Origin of the sequence: Natrinema sp. LN54 (assembly GCF_052439245.1) — an archaeon.
Taxonomy (GTDB): Archaea; Halobacteriota; Halobacteria; order Halobacteriales; family Natrialbaceae; genus Natrinema; species Natrinema versiforme_A.
The window spans coordinates 346,302-359,487 of sequence record NZ_JBQVRP010000005.1; the positions used below are offsets into that span (position 1 = coordinate 346,302).

Below are 13,186 nucleotides of genomic sequence, written 5' to 3' on the forward strand. Positions count from 1 at the left end.
TAGAAGGGCTAACTGATTAGCCTAACTCGTAAAGCCAGCACGATAACTCGAATTTGAAGACTACGGGCGCGAGTGTTGGCAATTAAGGAGCAGTTCAAGAGGGCTAAGAATATCGGTTCTGTCAACACCACACCACCATGTCCGCAGTTTTCGATCGAACTATCAGTATAACAACGGACATGGTGGTGTGGGGGTGGACTGGGGGAACGGAACTCGAGAGAGGTCGGAACAAAGCACGGACACCACAATGTCCGCTGTTCCGTGTGGAAGACTGGGCGATCTCAGGGCTGTAGAGAGGAGAAACGCGGCGAGAAAGAGCGACGGTATCCGCTACTCCGAAGAGATGGAACCGAACCGAGAGCAGCGGACAGCATGGTGTGGAAGAACGCAGTCGGCACCGTTGGTACTCGGAACACACAGTTCGAGAAGACCAGTCAATCGGGTGGTATAGGGAGGAAACGATGGTGAGAGACGAGAGTTACGGTCACACTGCTGACTCGAGTACGAGAGTCAACACACCCACCCCACCGTGTCCGCTGTTCTGCCGAACGAGCGGGGGGTGCCTAATCTGGGTGTGTATATTTCATATATTTCTCATCCTGAAATATCAACTACAGTTGCCATTTGGACTAGCTCTCAGTAGATTGCATTAAAACTTCTGTAGTCTAGATACCCGTCCGAGACCATCCCCCCTCTCGTAGAAGGATTACTGCGGACACGGTGGGGTGGGTGTGTTCCTCGGTTTGATATAAGTGAAAAGAACAGCGGACACTCCGGACGGTGTGGTTTTATAAACCCTGCCGAGAGACACACTCCCAGAGACAGTCCGAATGAGCCTGTTCGAACGAGACACCGAAATCTACAGGAATCGCGACGCGCTGCGGGAGGACTACCAACCGGAGCAACTCGTCGGTCGTGACGAAGAAATCCAGATGTATCAGGCTGCGCTCCAGCCCGTGATCAACGGCGAACAACCGAACAACGTCTTTCTCTACGGCAAGACCGGCGTCGGAAAGACCGCCGCGACCAGATATCTGCTCTCCCACCTCGAGGAAGACGCCAGTCAGTACGACGATATCGATCTCCGGCTGACGTTTCTCAACTGCGACGGCCTCACGTCCTCGTATCAGATCGCGACGCGTCTGGTCAACGAACTCCGAGACGAAACGAATCAGATCAGTACGACCGGCTACCCGCGAGCGACGGTCTACGAGATGCTCTGGGACGACCTCGACGACCTCGGCGGGACTAATCTCATCGTCTTAGACGAAGTCGATCACGTCGAAGACGACTCGATCCTCTATCAGCTTCCGCGAGCGCGTGCGAACAATAACCTCTCCGAAGCGAAAATCGGGATTATCGGTATCTCGAACGATTTCTCGTTTCGAGACGACCTCTCCCCGAAGGTAAAGAGTTCGCTCTGTGAACAGGAGATCCATTTCCCCGCGTACGACGCGAGCGATCTGCAGAAAATCCTCGAGCAGCGGGCGGCGGTCGCGTTTCACGACGACGTCCTCGACGATGCAGTGATCCCGCTGTGTGCCGCCTACGGTGCGAAAGACGCCGGCGACGCTCGCCAGTCGATCGACCTCCTGATGAAAGCCGGCGATCTCGCTCGCGAGGAAGCCGAGACGACCACCGTCGCCGAAACCCACGTAGAGGCAGGCCGTCACGATCTGGAACGCGGCCGGATCGAAGAGGGGATCAGCGGACTCACTCAGCACGGTCACTTGGTGTTGTACTCCCTGCTCACGCTGCATCTCCAGAACGAAACCCCCGTCCGATCACGAGACGTGCGGCCCCGATACACGAACTTCGCACAGCGAGCCGGGCGGGACCCGCTTGTTCCGCGCCGGATGCGCGATCATCTGGCGGAACTGGCCATGCTCGGACTCGTCTCGGTCACCGAACGAAACGAGGGGCGGCGCGGGGGAACGTATCGCGAGTATACCCTCGATATGGACATCGAACTCATCCTGTCGGCGCTCGACGAGGTCCTCGACGACGTCGGTATCCACGACTCCATTCAGGAGCACTTACTCGATGGCGATACGACCGACGAAAATACGTCATTAGCCGAATTTCAGTAATTCAGATCACTAATTCCAATATCAGAATCCCCACCTACCGAGTGAGCCACTTCTACGAGCCCCACACCACCATGTCCGGAGTAAAATCCCATCTCATACCTCCTGAACTCTATTTTATCTGGGTAGCGGATCCAGTATCCGTAATTGTTTACGACGCTGTTAGATATCTAATAGAAATGAGGGTTCCATCGATGAGCACATATCAGATATAACGATGTAGTATACTCTCGCCTTTCTTTGAACAATGGCTGTGCGTATCTCACTCGGAGTTAACACCACTCTGTCCGCTGTTCTTCTCCTATTTTTCTCTTGACAGCCACTGCTGTCGGCTGGGGACGGAAACACTTCGATAGAGGTGTGTCTAATTTCTCAATAATTGAGAAAGTAATGAGAAACGAGAGACACCCCGAACTGGCGATAATCGAGGATAGGTATCCGTATCGGATCGAATTTCCAAACTCCATATTTTCCGTCTATCAGGACATCAAACCGAAGATCACACATCGATAACGGTGTGTGCTGAGATGAGACGACTGTACTCACCTTTCCGGATTGGACGACAGCGATGGCGACCGCGGAGCAACACATCGATAGCGGGGCCCGACGAACAACGACTCACGTCTCGTTTCGAACCTGTGCTTTGACGACGCTCGAGACCTCGTCCACGGAGACCATTTCGAGGCGCGAATCCTCGCGAAGCGTTTCGAGGATCGTTTCGGGACGCTCTCCGAACTGGAACTCGAGGAACATCCCCGAACTCGGGCCGTGGCTCCGCCGTTCGAAGTCGACGAGCGAGTACGTCGTCATCTCTTTCATCTTGTTGACGTAGGTCTCCTGATGGTACTGTTCGGCGTCGATCGCATCCGTGAGGAACTGGTACACGCGGTAGCCAGTCGTGCTGCGAGCGGATTCGTCGTCCGTCTCCGAAGCGACGGCGGCCGTCGCGTAGAGACAGAGCTTCTTCTGCGTGCTGATACCGCGGACGACCTCGAGGACCCGGTTCTTCTCGACTTTGTCCTGTGCTTCGCGGACGTGTTCCTCGCGAACGCGCTCGTCGCCTTCGCGTTCCGCGAGTTCACCGGCGACTCGAACGAGATCGATCGCCTTGCGAGCGTCGCCGTGGGTCTGGGCCGCGAAGGCCGCTGCCAGCGGGATAACGTCCTCGTCCAGAACGTCGTCGTAGAAGGCGTCTCGCCGGCGACGGAGAATCGACTGGAGCTGGTTCGCGTCGTAGTCGTCGAAGTGGACGTCTTCGGGGGTAAAGGAACTCAGGGCGCGGCTCCCCACGGACTCCATCATTTTCGTGTCGTTCGAAATCGCGACGACGGAGACGTGAGCAGTGAGGTCGTTGTTCGCGCCGGCTCGAGAGAGCTGATAGAGGAGACGGGAGAAGGCTGGGTCCTGCTTGTCCCGTCGGCCGACGAGCATGTCGAGTTCGTCGAGAACGAACACTGCCGAGTCGAAGTTTTCGTTGACGATCCGATAGAGTTCGTCCCACTTCTCTTTCGTCGCGACGCCGTGTTTCGGGACCTGTACCTCGACGGCCGCTTCATCTGCCGCGCGACTCGCGAGTTCGTAGACCGCTACGCCGAGCGTATCGAGATCCTGGCAGTTGACTTCGATCGTCCCGAACCGAATGTCTCGCGTCTCGCAGATTTTGCTGATGTTCTTACAGACGGCCTTCGTGATCAGTGATTTTCCGGTTCCGGAGGGACCGTAGAGAAAGAGATTGGGCGGCCGGTTGTCCCCGAGAGCGACGCGGAGCATCTTGGTTACTTCCTGTAACTGTTCGTCGCGACCGACGATCCGGTCCTCGGAAACGATGTGATTCGGGTCGAGAAGCGACCGATCGCGAATGAGCCCCTCCTGTTGGTCGAACTCCAATAACATGTCCTCGATCGACTGCGACTCGCCGGCCGTCGCCGAATCGGTCGCGGATGGAGTCGTCTCGGGTGCCGTCGAATCGGACGAGGACGAAGCTTGCTCCGTCGCTTCATCTTTCGATGGCCCCACTCCGTCTTTCGATACCCTCGCTTCGTCCTTCGATGTCCCCGCTCCGTCTCGAGGATCCTCGAAGTCATCCATACGGTGACCCATACGGGGGAGGAAGAAAAGTGTTGCCACCCCTATCGATGTGTATTTCTTCGGTCGAGCGGCTAGAATGCACTATTTCGACTTGGCAGAGAGAAAACACCGTCGAAGAACGGCTGACGACCGACGATGTGTTCGAGAACCGAGTTTGCCGGAGACAGACACCCCTCTATCGATGTGTTTTCTCCCGCTCGAGCGATACCCTCTCGGGACGTGTGAGTCGGCGATCGATCGAGACGAGATCCATTCAGCCCAGAGAAGGCCTGAGAAACCCGTTCATGAGCGTACAATTGTTCGGCTGGTTTCGGAGAATACGCCCACTCCGCATCGATGAATTCGGAACCGCTCGAAACACATCGAACACATCGATAGAGGGGTGTGTGAGTGTGTTATCTAGAAAGCTAGAAGAAGAGACTCCAAAAACAGCCAGTTAGATCCTTCCAACCGACTTCTTGATCGGTTTCCTGCTGTAATCGTCCGAGTCATCGTTCTTCTCACGTCTTCTCGATCGAGCACCCCCCTCCCGTTCGGCGGGCCAAACACATCGATAAAGGGGTGTCTGTGTCGTGGACTACTCCTACTGTCCGAACCGGCAAGGATCGATCGTGCCTCGAGTGAGCGGAACGCCGAGAAACACATCGATAGAGGGGTGTCCGATCGGAAACTAGAGACCGAACGTCGAGTGATTCACGCCGAATCCGTCCTTGCTTTCCTCCTCGAGGTGCGAGTGATCTACTCGCACGTACACTTCGATAGAGGGGTGTCCCGGATTGGGGATTTACGTATTCTCGCATCGCGTCGAACTTAGCTCCCGGTACCAACCGGATATCCAGTGGATTTTATTGCCCGGCGGGCTCGAATCCACCGGTACACGCCGACGTAACTATGGACGATTCACTACAGCAGTCGTCTGTCGACCGGCTCGCGGGTGCTCTCAACAGTGACACTCCTAAGGAGGCTGTCACACATCTCGAGCGACTCGAAAACCGCGATAAAGAGACACGAAAAGCAGCGGTCCGAGCGATACGCCAGTTCGCCGAAACGCAACCGACCGCACTCGAGCCCGTCCTCACGACGCTTCCGCCGTTTTTGACCGACGAGGAGCGATCGGTTCGTCTGACGACCGCGAAACTGTTCGTCGAAGTCGCCGAGGCCGACCCCGACGCCGTCTCGTCGGTCGTCCCGTCGCTCGCGGACCGACTGGCCGACGAGGACGAGTTCTATTACGTGCGCGCTCGCTCGGCGGAGGCACTGGGCTATGTCGCGTTGGAGCATCCGGAGACGGCTGCCACACCCGAGGTGCTGGCTGACCTGCAAATCGGACTGTCGTTCGACGAGCCCGAGGTCAGAGAGAAGCTGGCGAAGGCCCTCGAGTTCGTGGCGCTTGGCGATCAGGATCGGCTCCGACACCGCGTCTCGACCCTGTCCGAGTCGCTCGACGATCCGAACGAACTCGTCCGTTATCACCTCTGTACCGCCCTCGTCGTGATCGGCTGTGCGTACCCCGATGCGCTCTCCGAGAGCGTCGCCGCACTGCGCGATCGAATGAACGACGAGAACCCCTACGTGCGCGGCCGGGTAGTCGAGGCCTTCGGGTTGCTCGAGCGAGCGGACTCGGACGTGTCGATCCCGGACGTGACCGCGGCCGTCGACGACGACCCCGAACAGTTCCTCGCCGCTCGAGTTCGCTTTGCAACTGGTGGGGACGAGGACCATGCAGACGCCGTTCCTGAGACGGTCGGGTCGATTCCGACCATCCGCGACCGAACCGATGAGATCGTCGCGGAAATCACCACACCGGACGGCGACGAGTGTCCGAACTGCGGACTCGCGCTTCCCGAAGCGAGCACTCCGATGTGTCCGCGATGCGGTGTCCCGTACTGACCGCAACGGACGAACGACTCGAGTTCGGGGGGACCCGATACTCGGCGGCGAGCCGATCGTGGCCGAATCGGGTGCGGTCACCGCACTCGTCGGCTCGAGCAGACCGGAGACGAGCACGCTTTTGGCGGGGCTGGCCGATCAGCTCGCCCGGAGGCGGTTCGGCACTGTTCGACGACGCACTCTTATTTTAGGCCTGCCTAATAATCGGAGCGTTTATTATGGTTTAGGGTAGCCTAAAACCCATGGAGACAAACGAAACGGGGGGCGAACTGCCGACGCGCAGAGACACACTGAAATACGGCGGCGCGCTCGCGACCGGGACCGCCCTCGCGGGCTGTTCGGAGCTGGTCGGACAGAGCGACGAACGGGGTGCCCAATCAGGCGAAGGGACGTATTCGGTGACGATGGCTCCGATGGGCGAGGTGTCGTTCGACTCGCCGCCGGAGAGCATCTTCACGCGACTGACACACCATGCCGGGATGGCGTTTGCCCTCGGACGCGGAAACGATGTCAACGCGATGCACGCACCCGAGTACTACGACAAACTGTGGAATCAGTTCACGCCGCGACTGCCCGGTGTCACGCTCGACTGGACCGGGTTGTACTCCTCGTGGGAGCCGAGCAAGGAGAAGCTCTACGATCTCGAGAGCGACGTTCACCTCGCCGATCCGGCGAGCGTCAACGCCCTCGATAGCTGGAACGCGGAGGATGTCGAGGAGATCGGCGGCACGGTTTCCCCGTGGTTCGGCAACACGTTCAGCGACAGACACGACCAGCCGCCGTCGAACTGGGCCGACCGCTACGAGTACTACGGCCTCTGGGAGATGTTCGAGAAGGTCGCGGCGGTCTTTCAGGAGGAGGAGCGATACGAGGCGCTCGCGGAGATACACACGTCCCTGTTGGACACGATCGAGACGAATCTGCCCGCGAAAGAAGAGCGCCCGACCGTCGTCATGGCGGGGATGAGCGACATCGAGAGCATGTACGCCTACACGCTGGATACGCCCGGGTTTCTGACGGCCCACGTGCGCCCGCTCGGCCCGATCGGCGCGCTGGGCGACAACATCTCCTCGGGCGACGTGATCGACATGGAAGTGCTGCTCGAGGCCGATCCGGACGTGCTCTTCTCGCTGGGCGGGATGCACCCCGAAACGGATCTGGCCGGCATTCGATCGTCGCTGCGGAACCACTCCGCCGGCAGCAGGCTCTCGGCGGTCCAAAACGACCGCGTCTACCCGCAAGGGGCCCGCTATCAGGGTCCGATCCTGAACCTGTTCCAGTTGGAGATGACTGCGAAGCAACTCTACCCCGACGTCTTCGGGGAGTGGCCGACCTATACCGAAGGCCCGTATCCGGAGATTCCGGCAGACGAGCAGCTATTCGACCGCCAAGCGGTCGCCGACATCATCACGGGTGATCGCTGAATGCGCGCTCGAGAGTGGGCGATCGCCGGAGCCTTCCGCGACCCGGCGGAGTACGATATCCCCGACTTGCCGTCGTGGCGCGTCCGTCGCAACGACTGCGGCGGGCTGTCCTTCGCCGACAAGGACGACGAGCCGTTCATCGCCGCCGACCACCCAGTGACGGCCAGACGCTAACGATACCCCATGAGTGACAATACCGATAGCACGACCGAGACACCGACACGCAGAGACACGCTGAAGTACGGCGGCGCTGTGGTCGGCGGCGGGCTGCTCGCCGGCTGTGTGGCTAGCCCGGAGGACGAAACGAGCGAAACGGAGGGATCGTACTCGGTGACGATGGAGCCCGTCGGTACCGTCGAGTTCGACGAGGTTCCCGAAACGTGGTTCCCGTACACGGGCGATTACGCGGACATGGGCGTCGCGCTCGGACGGGGTGACGGACTCTCGGCCATCGGCGTCCGCGCCCGGTTCGCCTCACACCTGTACGAGGAACTCCCCGGCGTCTCCGTCGACGGAAGCGAACTCACCGAACTCTATCAGGACGGCACCGGCAAAGAGATCTTTTACGAACTCGAGGCCGACGTTCACCTCATCGATCCGAACTTCATGGAGAATCGCCTCCAGTGGGATCGGGCCGATGTCGACGAGATCCGAGACGCCGTCGCGCCGTTCGTGGGGAACACGATCTTCTCCCGTGTCTACGACTGGCACGATTACGCCGACTACACGCTGTACGAGGCCTTCGAGAAGATCGCGCAGGTGTTCCAAGAGCAGGCTCGCTACGAAGCGTTCGCGGCGTATCACGACGAGGTGCTCGCGGACGTACGAGCGCGCCTTCCGAACGAAACCCCGACCATCGCGGTTCTCTACCCGGAGGGAGTCCCGCCGGAATCGTTCTATCCGTACCTGATCGGCTCCGGGACACAGTCCAAACACTGGACCGATCTGAACGTCGCGGATAGTCTCGCCCGGAACGATATCGGAGATGCGCAAGCCGGCGGGGGGACCATCGACTACGAAACGCTGTTGGAGATCGATCCGGACGCCCTCGCAATCAGGATGCAAGGTGAGATCACCCAGGAGTATTTCGACACCGAAATCGTCTCACATCTACGGAACCACAACGTCGCGAGCCAGCTTCAGGCGGTTCAAAACGACCGCGTCATCTATGGCGGGCTGACCTACCAGGGGCCGATCATCCACCTCTTCCAACTCGAGCGGGCGGCTCGTGGACTGTATCCCGACGAGTTCGGAGACGAACAGCTATTCGACCGCCAGCGCGTTGCGGACATCGTCAACGGGGAGTTTCACCGATGAGTACTAGCGACACGACCCAAACGAACGCAGCGTTCGATCACGATGTCGTCATCGTCGGCGGCGGCCCAGCGGGCTGTGCCGCGGGGGTCTTTACCGCCCGGTACGGGCTGGACACGGTCATCTTCGATCGCGGGCGCTCCTCGATCCAGCGGTGTGCCGTCCTCGAGAATTACCTCGGTTTCCCGGCCGGGATCGACATCGAGACGCTGTACGGGCTGATTCACGATCACGCCGAGGAGGCGGGCTGTGAGATCGTCCCCGACCTCGTCGAGTCGCTCGAGCGCGCCGACGGTGGCGAGGGGTTCGTCGTCGGCGTTCAGGAGGGTGAGCAAGTCACGGCTCGCCGAGTGATCGCGGCCACGCGCTACGACGGCGAATACATGCGCGGTCTCGACGACGAGGCGGCGATGTTCGAGACGCACGAACACGACGGCGAAGAACACGAGCACTTCGACAAGGGGTACGCCGAGGGCGACGGGACGACGCCCGTCGACGACCTGTTCATCGCGTCGCCGTACGGAGCCACCGGCTATCAGGCGAGCATGGCCGCCGGGCGCGGGACGCGGGTGGCGATCACCCTCGTCGAGGCCGTTCGGCGGGAACGAGGCTACCCCGACCCCGTCGCAACGTACTATGACTGGCGGCGTCCCGAGGCGGAACTCGATGGAGAGTGGAGCGACCGCGATCGGTGGCGGGAGTGGTTCGACGACCGATTGCCAGACGATCACGACCTCGAGGACGAGCGACGCCGAGAGATCCGCGAACGGGAAGTCGATCGCCGACTCGAGACGTACCTCTCCGACGACGAGATCGACGCTCGCGTCGAGCGCGGCCACAGGCGACTCCTCGAACACGTCGACGACGACCTGATCCTCGAGGCGGCGCGCGAAATCGAGTCAGCGGAGTGAGTCCGGAGTGAATAATGGCGCTCCTCGTAGACACACCGACCGACTCTGACCGTGAACCGGTCGTTCCTGTGACCCGACGAGAGAGTACTCCATTCGGGGCCGGACGATTCGCTGTTAGTTCGTCGCGGACTCGAGGACGAGGGTATCGTCTTCGAGGTAGTGTTCGATGTGGTGGGCGTGTTCCTCGATTGTCTCGAGTTGCTCGCGGAGGATCTCTCCCGTCGCGTAGTCGCCGAGTTGCTCCGCGAGTTCGATGTGCTGACGGTAGCTCTCGATGATATCGCCCATCATCTCGAGGTCGTTGGCGAGCGAGGTCCGGATGTCGTAGACGTCTTCGTCCTCGGGTTCGACCGTCGCGGTTTCTGCGAGCGTCGTCATGCTCGCGTGCGGGACGCCACCGAGCGCTTGGAGTCGCTCGGCGAGTTCGTCGGCCGCGTCTTCGACGTCTTCGTAGACCTCTTGGAGGAAGACGTGAACGTCGAGGAACTCCGCGCCTTCGACGTTCCAGTGGTGCTTGTGGAGCTGATGGTAGAGGACGTAGGCGTCCGCGAGGTCGGTATTGAGGGCGTCGATGATCTGTTCGGCCTTTCCGGTCTCGAGTCGAAGGGCGTTCTCTTCGACGGTATCTGCGTCCTGTCGGGTGCTCTTTTGCGTGTTCATTACGATTCACTATTGGTCCGTCACTCTCTTATAACTTTTCAATCACTAAACAATTCTTCGTACTGCCTAAACCAAGGGCTGGATCACAGCACACCTTCGCTCCCGTCCGTCCTCCTCACGGTCTGTGGAGAGAATTCTCGAGCGCCTCAGTATCTGCTTGACTCACACATCACGGTAGTTGTTGTGACGAACAGGGACGATTCCGAGTTCGCTGGAATCGGGATGAAGTTGATAATACCGTCGCCGAACATATTCACTGTCGCGCTCCCACCGCGCGACATGGCCGATCCAACCAACATCCCACCTGACATTGTCCGCGGCTCGCCCGGCGACGGTTGCCACCCCCAACCCGCCGGGCGCTTTTGAGGTTTTCTCGATCTCGAGGCGGTTATGACCGGTCCCGAACCGCTGACTTCCGAGTTCGCTGGCTCGAGCGCGCCACCTTCACAAACACTCGAGTTCTCGAATTGTATCTGAAAGCGAGGGATTGGTACAGTGATCCCGATCGGAGTACCCTTGTTGCAGGGCGAGATCGGCAGCGATCCGAGACGGATCGTAGGCCCCCTGTTTCGATCGACCGCAGAATCGGACGAATGCTGTGGCCATCGATTCCCACCCCGAATCGCAGCAGGCGATCCGTTCGAACCTGTTAAACGGGTCACCGACCAACCGCACAGACACATGGATCTCGAGCGGCATTCGTGGACGGAGATCGAGTCGGCAGCACCGACGACGGCACTCCTGCCCGTCGGCAGCACGGAACAGCACGGGCCCCATGCGCCGGTCGGGACCGATACGATCATCGCTCGGTCGATCGCCGCTGCGGTCGATCAGGAGTGGGACGGGAACGCGGCCGTGCTCCCACCGTTGCCGGTCGGGGTCGCACCGTACCACGGTCGGTTTCCCGGGACGCTGTCGGTCTCGCCGGAGACGCTTCGTCGGTACGCTCGCGATGTCGTGGACTCCGTCTCGGACTCGAGTGACAGTATCGAGACGGTCGTGTTCGTAAACGGACACGGCGGGAACGGCGACACGCTGTCTCACCTCGCTCGAGAGTTGACCGAGCGGGACTCGATCGACGTAGACGTGTTCCTCTGGGAGTGGATGCGTGCTGTCGACGACCACGTCGGGCACGCGGGAACCCTCGAGACGTCGGTCCTGTTGCACCTGTGTCCCGACGATGTCGGGGACCCAGTCGCCGGCGATGCACCGACGTGGGCGAGCACGGTCGACGGCGGCGTCCTCCACGATTTCACCGACGAGTTCAGTGAGAACGGTGCGGTCGGCGACGCGACGGACGCCTCGCCGGAACTGGGCGAGCGGACGTTCGCGACCGCGGTCGACGCGCTCGCGTCGTTTCTCGATCGAGTCGCGACCGAGCAGTCGTGACGGGATCGCCCCCACCCGGACCCGAAAAGGCGGTCAAAGCCGTCGTTCGCCGATACTGGAACGGGTGCTCCGACTCGTACGACGCCGACGGCATCTCCGGCATAGACACGGCCGAGCAGCGTGAGGCGTGGCTGTCGGTCCTCCGGACGTGGCTCGGCGATTCCGATCGATCCAAGCGCGCCCTCGACCTCGGCTGTGGAACGGGGACGCTCTCGGTGCTGTTGGCGGCGTTGGGTCACGACGTTACCGGGGTCGATCTGTCGCCGGCGATGCTCGAGCGGGCTCGATCGAAGGCTCGAGAGCGCGATCTCTCGATCGACTTTCGCACGGGGGACGCCGAGTCCCTACAGGTGCCCGATTCCGCCTACGACGTGGTGACGGCGCGCCATCTCATCTGGACGCTCCCGAACCCCGCGAGCGCGCTGCGGGAGTGGCGTCGCGTCGTCCGGCCCGGCGGTCGCATCCTTCTCATCGAGGGCTACTGGGATTTCCCGCAGCCGTGGGACGAGTACCGGGAAATCCACGATGACCTCCCGTTGTATCGTGGTCGCCCGCCCGAAGAGTTACGCGAGTTTATCGCTGGCCACGGATTCGAGCGGGTCGAACAGGAATCGCTGATGACGCCGACGCTCTGGGGCGAAAAACCGGACCAAGAATTGTATCTCGTGGCTATCGACGTTCCCGGCTGACCGTTCTGCTCTCCTATCAGAACCGTCACCGAGAACACGACCGCTGAAGTGCTCCCGTGGGTCGTTCTCACTCTCGAGTATGCCGCAGCTTCGTTGAACGTGGCACTCGAGGTTCCTGCGTGCCGACAGTGCTCGTCTTCAGTTGCGACAGGGGGATATATGCTCAATCGGCCCGTATTCGCAGTTGCCGTGGTATCTAACGGACACCGACTCGAGGTGACGTTTTGGTGGCGGCATTCCAATCCCAAGAGCAGGTGGAGTCGAACGGTGTTGCTGTCGGCACTACTGTACGCGATCTACCACGAGAGTGGAAGATAGCGGCAGCGGCCGTGGTGTTTACGATCCTCAATCCGGTGCTGTTCTCGCCGCCGGAAACCGACGACGCGTGGATGACTCGCGTGGTCCTCGCCGAGCGATGGTGGACCGAACGAGACCGCGGCGTCATCGGAATCGCGTATCCGAACGTTCTCAACGCGGTCAATATCCCGGTAACCCTCTACGCGATTCTCGCGGCGTATCGCCAGCAACCGCTTCGAACTGCGCCCGCCGGAGCGGGGTCAATGCTTCTCAAATTCTGGTACGTCGGCGAACTCGTTCGCGAGTACGAATCCGAGACCGGCCGCCAGTCCTCCTGCTAAGTTGGATCCCCCTAGTCCTGATCCGGATCTGGCGAGAGAGATCGAACGGAATCGGTTCATGCCGGCTAGGGAACCGAAGCGAGTCTAACGGATAGA

Annotated in this window: 11 protein-coding genes; 9 read left to right on the forward strand and 2 right to left on the reverse strand. The window is 60.4% G+C overall.

All coding sequences use genetic code 11. From position 1 onward, the window contains the following. Positions 1-830: 830 nt before the first annotated feature. Positions 831-2,090, forward strand: a complete 1,260-nt coding sequence (locus ACT4ML_RS16870; RefSeq protein ID WP_444721908.1) for an orc1/cdc6 family replication initiation protein — start codon at positions 831-833, stop codon at positions 2,088-2,090. A gap of 615 nt (positions 2,091-2,705) precedes the next feature. Here ACT4ML_RS16870 and ACT4ML_RS16875 read toward each other — a convergent pair. Further along, positions 2,706-4,175 carry an orc1/cdc6 family replication initiation protein gene (locus tag ACT4ML_RS16875; RefSeq protein WP_444721909.1) on the reverse strand — a complete coding sequence of 490 codons (1,470 nt, stop codon included), beginning with the start codon at positions 4,173-4,175 and terminating at the stop codon, positions 2,706-2,708. Between the two features lie 891 nt (positions 4,176-5,066). Between ACT4ML_RS16875 and ACT4ML_RS16880 the strand changes: the two genes are divergently transcribed. The 5 genes from ACT4ML_RS16880 to ACT4ML_RS16900 all read left to right on the forward strand — a co-directional run bounded on the left by ACT4ML_RS16880 (position 5,067) and on the right by ACT4ML_RS16900 (position 9,714). Beyond that, the gene (locus ACT4ML_RS16880) at positions 5,067-6,065 is read left to right on the forward strand and encodes a sister chromatid cohesion protein PDS5 (protein ID WP_444721910.1); all 999 of its coding nucleotides are present in this window, start codon (positions 5,067-5,069) and stop codon (positions 6,063-6,065) included. A gap of 242 nt (positions 6,066-6,307) precedes the next feature. Further along, positions 6,308-7,489: an ABC transporter substrate-binding protein gene (locus ACT4ML_RS16885; protein ID WP_444721911.1), complete on the forward strand. Its 1,182-nt coding sequence runs from the start codon at positions 6,308-6,310 to the stop codon at positions 7,487-7,489. Next, positions 7,490-7,663, forward strand: coding sequence for a hypothetical protein (locus ACT4ML_RS16890; RefSeq protein ID WP_444721912.1), 174 nt, complete (start codon positions 7,490-7,492; stop codon positions 7,661-7,663). A 9-nt stretch (positions 7,664-7,672) separates the two neighbouring features. Continuing rightward, on the forward strand, positions 7,673-8,806 hold the full coding sequence (locus ACT4ML_RS16895; protein ID WP_444721913.1) for an ABC transporter substrate-binding protein: 1,134 nt from the start codon (positions 7,673-7,675) through the stop codon (positions 8,804-8,806). Continuing rightward, positions 8,803-9,714 carry an FAD-dependent oxidoreductase gene (locus tag ACT4ML_RS16900; RefSeq protein WP_444721914.1) on the forward strand — a complete coding sequence of 304 codons (912 nt, stop codon included), beginning with the start codon at positions 8,803-8,805 and terminating at the stop codon, positions 9,712-9,714. Before ACT4ML_RS16895 ends, ACT4ML_RS16900 begins: the two co-directional genes overlap by 4 nt. A 114-nt stretch (positions 9,715-9,828) precedes the next feature. Here ACT4ML_RS16900 and dpsA read toward each other — a convergent pair whose 3' ends face one another. Then, positions 9,829-10,374, reverse strand: a complete 546-nt coding sequence (dpsA, locus tag ACT4ML_RS16905; RefSeq protein WP_138247412.1) for a DNA starvation/stationary phase protection protein DpsA — start codon at positions 10,372-10,374, stop codon at positions 9,829-9,831. 681 nt (positions 10,375-11,055) lie between these two features. Between dpsA and ACT4ML_RS16910 the strand changes: the two genes are divergently transcribed. The 3 genes from ACT4ML_RS16910 (at position 11,056) to ACT4ML_RS16920 (ending at position 13,090) form a co-directional block, all read left to right on the forward strand. Then, positions 11,056-11,763, forward strand: coding sequence for a creatininase family protein (locus ACT4ML_RS16910; RefSeq protein WP_444721915.1), 708 nt, complete (start codon positions 11,056-11,058; stop codon positions 11,761-11,763). Beyond that, positions 11,760-12,452 (forward strand): class I SAM-dependent methyltransferase, encoded by a 693-nt coding sequence (locus ACT4ML_RS16915; protein WP_444721916.1) that lies wholly within the window; start codon positions 11,760-11,762, stop codon positions 12,450-12,452. The genes ACT4ML_RS16910 and ACT4ML_RS16915 overlap by 4 nt, the downstream gene beginning before the upstream one ends. A gap of 329 nt (positions 12,453-12,781) precedes the next feature. Beyond that, a complete protein-coding gene (locus ACT4ML_RS16920) occupies positions 12,782-13,090 on the forward strand; it encodes a DUF6653 family protein (RefSeq protein ID WP_444721917.1) in 309 nt (102 codons plus the stop codon). Positions 13,091-13,186 lie beyond the last annotated feature (96 nt).

What these genes read in the sequence shown, in the direction of transcription:
- ACT4ML_RS16870 (WP_444721908.1), top strand. Translation starts at nt 831, where the DNA reads ATGAGCCTGTTCGAACGAGACACCGAAATCTACAGGAATCGCGACGCG.
- ACT4ML_RS16875 (WP_444721909.1), bottom strand. Translation starts at nt 4,175, where the DNA reads ATGGATGACTTCGAGGATCCTCGAGACGGAGCGGGGACATCGAAGGAC.
- ACT4ML_RS16880 (WP_444721910.1), top strand. Translation starts at nt 5,067, where the DNA reads ATGGACGATTCACTACAGCAGTCGTCTGTCGACCGGCTCGCGGGTGCT.
- ACT4ML_RS16885 (WP_444721911.1), top strand. Translation starts at nt 6,308, where the DNA reads ATGGAGACAAACGAAACGGGGGGCGAACTGCCGACGCGCAGAGACACA.
- ACT4ML_RS16890 (WP_444721912.1), top strand. Translation starts at nt 7,490, where the DNA reads ATGCGCGCTCGAGAGTGGGCGATCGCCGGAGCCTTCCGCGACCCGGCG.
- ACT4ML_RS16895 (WP_444721913.1), top strand. Translation starts at nt 7,673, where the DNA reads ATGAGTGACAATACCGATAGCACGACCGAGACACCGACACGCAGAGAC.
- ACT4ML_RS16900 (WP_444721914.1), top strand. Translation starts at nt 8,803, where the DNA reads ATGAGTACTAGCGACACGACCCAAACGAACGCAGCGTTCGATCACGAT.
- dpsA (WP_138247412.1), bottom strand. Translation starts at nt 10,374, where the DNA reads ATGAACACGCAAAAGAGCACCCGACAGGACGCAGATACCGTCGAAGAG.
- ACT4ML_RS16910 (WP_444721915.1), top strand. Translation starts at nt 11,056, where the DNA reads ATGGATCTCGAGCGGCATTCGTGGACGGAGATCGAGTCGGCAGCACCG.